General features: G+C 44.2%; 2 protein-coding genes and 1 pseudogene. 1 reads left to right on the forward strand and 2 read right to left on the reverse strand.

The features are described 5' to 3' along the window. Positions 1-166 (reverse strand): annotated as a pseudogene (locus tag O9290_RS28620) (calcium-binding protein); the annotation flags it as partial. Positions 167-986: 820 nt separating this feature from the next. Here O9290_RS28620 and glgA point away from each other — a divergent pair. Beyond that, positions 987-2,414, forward strand: coding sequence for a glycogen synthase GlgA (gene glgA / locus O9290_RS24135; protein WP_002759853.1), 1,428 nt, complete (start codon positions 987-989; stop codon positions 2,412-2,414). Between the two features lie 48 nt (positions 2,415-2,462). Here the strand turns inward: glgA and O9290_RS24140 are convergent, their stop codons facing one another. Beyond that, on the reverse strand, positions 2,463-3,083 hold the full coding sequence (locus tag O9290_RS24140) for a vWA domain-containing protein (RefSeq protein ID WP_002759854.1): 621 nt from the start codon (positions 3,081-3,083) through the stop codon (positions 2,463-2,465). Positions 3,084-3,466 lie beyond the last annotated feature (383 nt).

A 3,466-nucleotide genomic window follows, 5' to 3' on the forward strand; every position in this document is an offset into this window, starting at 1 on the left:
GACTAAAATTTCGGCTTTTCCACTGCTGTCGTAATTCCGTCGCCTTAACCACATCATAATTTGTGCCAAAAGCAGTTTCTAAATTCGCCCAAAAACCATCAGATTGAGCGAAATTGAACAAAACATCGTCAACAACAGGAATAATCGACAAAAGAGAGAGAGTCATGACAGTAACAGCAAAAGTTTATTGATAACAGTTTTAGCCTAACAATGGCCAATTTTTCAAGACCCCTGTAACAGAAATTAACATTTATTACAAGAAAACGGGTTTCTAAATAGGCGTTTGCAGAAAACGGGTTTCTCAAAGAAACCCGTTTTCTAAATAGTTTCTCGCAGAAACCCGTTTTCTAAATACAAGAAAACGGGGGCGTTGTCAGATCAGAAGAGGAAAGATGCAATGCTCCGGTGCTGATTCGGAGCATCTTTCAATTTGACAACGCCGATTGTAGGGCTAATTCCACTGCTAAATCGAGCGACTCTTGTTCCCCACTTAAGCCCAACCATCGGCACTATTCGTTCATTAAACACTAATTGTCAAGATGCAATGCTATCCTTGCTATCAAAGTAATTTCAGTTCCTAGCTGATTCGGAGCATCTTTCAATTTGACAACGCCGGTATTTATGCAAGTCTTTTAAGATTGTCAAATTTTTATTTGAATTTTGTATTGATGATCGATCATAAATTTGATTTTCCTAAAATTCATCAATACAGTTGTTTTTAGAAAATGATTTAGGATTGCTATAGTTTACTTTGTCTTCTTTGGTAGAGTCCATCCAAAATCTTAAACACTTATTCCGAATAAAAAGCCGGCAAAAAAAGGCTACAAAACTTAATAATGTCCAAAACAGCTAATTTTCCCCTCGTTGGCTCTCTGGTTGGTGAAAGAAAAATCTAGGCTAATCCGATAATAACCTGCTGGCAAATCCTGCTAGGGGGGTTTTATCTGTTAAAATTTCTTGTCGTCGTGAAGTAAAGCGGGAAGAGTATGCGAATTCTATTTGTGGGTGCCGAGGCCGCCCCAATTGCCAAAGTTGGGGGAATGGGGGACGTAATTGGGGCATTACCGAAAGTCTTGCGTCAGCTAGGTCATGACGTGCGGATTTTTCTACCCTACTACGGTTTTCTCCAGGAAAAAATGGACATCCCTTCCGAACCCATTTGGTCAGGATTCGCCATGTTTCAGGATTTTTTAGTCTATGAGACGGTTTTACCCGATACGGATATTCCTCTCTACCTCTTTGGTCATCTAGCTTTCTCTGGACGCAGTATCTACGGAGGCGAAGATGAGGCCTGGCGATTTACCCTATTTGCCAATGGTGCGGCGGAATTCGCTTGGAATTACTGGAAACCGCAAGTTATTCACTGTCATGATTGGCACACGGGCATGATTCCCGTCTGGATGCACCAAGACCCCGATATTAGCACCGTTTTTACTATCCATAATCTCGCCTACCAGGGCCCTTGGCGGGAGGCATTAGAAAAAATGACTTGGTGTCCTTGGTATATGCAGGGGGATAATACCATGGCCGCGGCGGTTCAATTTGCTAATCGCATCACCACCGTTTCTCCCACCTATGCCCGTCAAATACAGACCCCCATTTATGGCGAAAATTTAGAAGGATTATTGTCCTACATTTCCGGCAATCTGGTGGGGATTGTCAACGGCATCGACACGGAGGTGTATAACCCGGCTAAAGATGCTTATCTTAAGCAGAATTTTACCCCAGAAACCATCGAAAAACGTCTGGCCAATAAAATTGCCCTGCAAGAAGAAGTGGGGCTACAGGTCAGCAGAAATGCCTTTGTCATGGGGATGGTGACGCGTTTGGTGGAACAAAAAGGTATTGATCTAGTGATGCAAATTTTAGATCGCTTTCTCACCTATACTGATGCACAATTGATTATTTTGGGTACAGGCGATCGCTATTATGAAACCCAACTGTGGGAGATGACTTCCCGTTTCCGGGGGCGAATGTCCCTGCATCTTCTCTATAGTGATGCCCTTTCCCGTCGCATCTATGGGGGGGCCGATGCTTTGTTAATGCCTTCCCGTTTTGAACCCTGCGGCATTTCCCAATTAATGGCTATGCGTTACGGTTGTATTCCCATGGTACGCCGCACCGGTGGTTTAGTCGATACGGTGTCTTTCCACGACCCGATTCAGGAAAAAGGAACAGGATTTAGTTTCGATCGCTATGAACCTTTAGACCTGTTTACCTGTATGATCCGGACTTGGGAAAGTTTTCGTTATAAACAGGATTGGCAAAAACTACAGCAACGGGCAATGACTCAAGATTTTAGTTGGTATAAATCCGCTTTGGAATATCTCAAAATCTACAAACAAATCACGGGACAATCGGAGCAATTATCCGATGAGGAAAAAGATAAATTGGTCGCCCTGACTAGCAGTTAAATCCTCCTTGAGTAGGGGTGAAGAGATATCACCCCTACTGGCTAGAAATTAATCGGTAATGGCGTTGAGAAGAACTTCCGCTAGGGTCATATCTTCCATATCATCGATAGTAATTGTGTCAACGATATCGAATTTGGCCCCCGCCGATTCTAGTTGATCGTCTAAAGCTTTGAGAAATTCGGTTGCTTGCCGATCATGGCCTACTTGAATCAGAGAAATGGCTAATTCTTGATCGCTATCGAGTTTTCGAGAAGCTTCGATGATTTGACGCATCACCGCTTTGCGATCATCTGGTTCTCCGTCGGTAATCACCAGAATAGTTTCTCCGTTGGGTTTAGTTTTGCCGGCAGTTTTGCGCTGAAAATAATTATCAAGGGCATCTTGCAGCACAGCTGCTAGGTCTGTCCTCCCCATCGGTTCGTTTTCTTGATAAATTTGTGTGACCTTATCGGAAGTAACATTATCATAGCGTCGGAAACGTCCGGAAAAAAGATAGATAGTGATGCCGTCGGGATCGATTTCCTCGCACTTTCTAGCCAAGGCGAGGGTGGATTCTTGGGCAATTTGCCAACGGGTTTTATCACTGGGTTTATCAGCAGTGGACATACTGCCACTTTTGTCAATAATCAGAGTATAATCTCTGTCCTGTACAACACTTTCACTGGCCATAGGGGCTATACCTCCAAGCAATTTGCGCTCGTCCTAGTCTAATAATTATTAAACTCTAGGATGGAAACTCTACCTCGATCGACTAGGGTTTTTTAACTATTGAGGGGGGGGAGACAGCGTAATCAACAGCAGAAACTATCGCCAGAAAACCGGTCGGGCTAAAATGAAAAAAGTATGAAAATTATTTCTTAACCTGATACTGTTAAGTAGGTAGGCGTTAAAAATTATCAGATGCCCCCCTTATCAAGGGGGATCCCCCCGCCTATCGGCACCCCCCTTATCAAGGGGGGCAGAGGGGATCGGCACCCCCCTTATCAAGGGGGGCAGAGGGGATCGGCACCCCCCTTATCAAGGGGGGCAGAGGGGATCGGCACCCCCCTTAT

The sequence above is a fragment of the Microcystis sp. LE19-41.2A genome, assembly GCF_027530405.1.
GTDB lineage: Bacteria > Cyanobacteriota > Cyanobacteriia > Cyanobacteriales > Microcystaceae > Microcystis > Microcystis aeruginosa.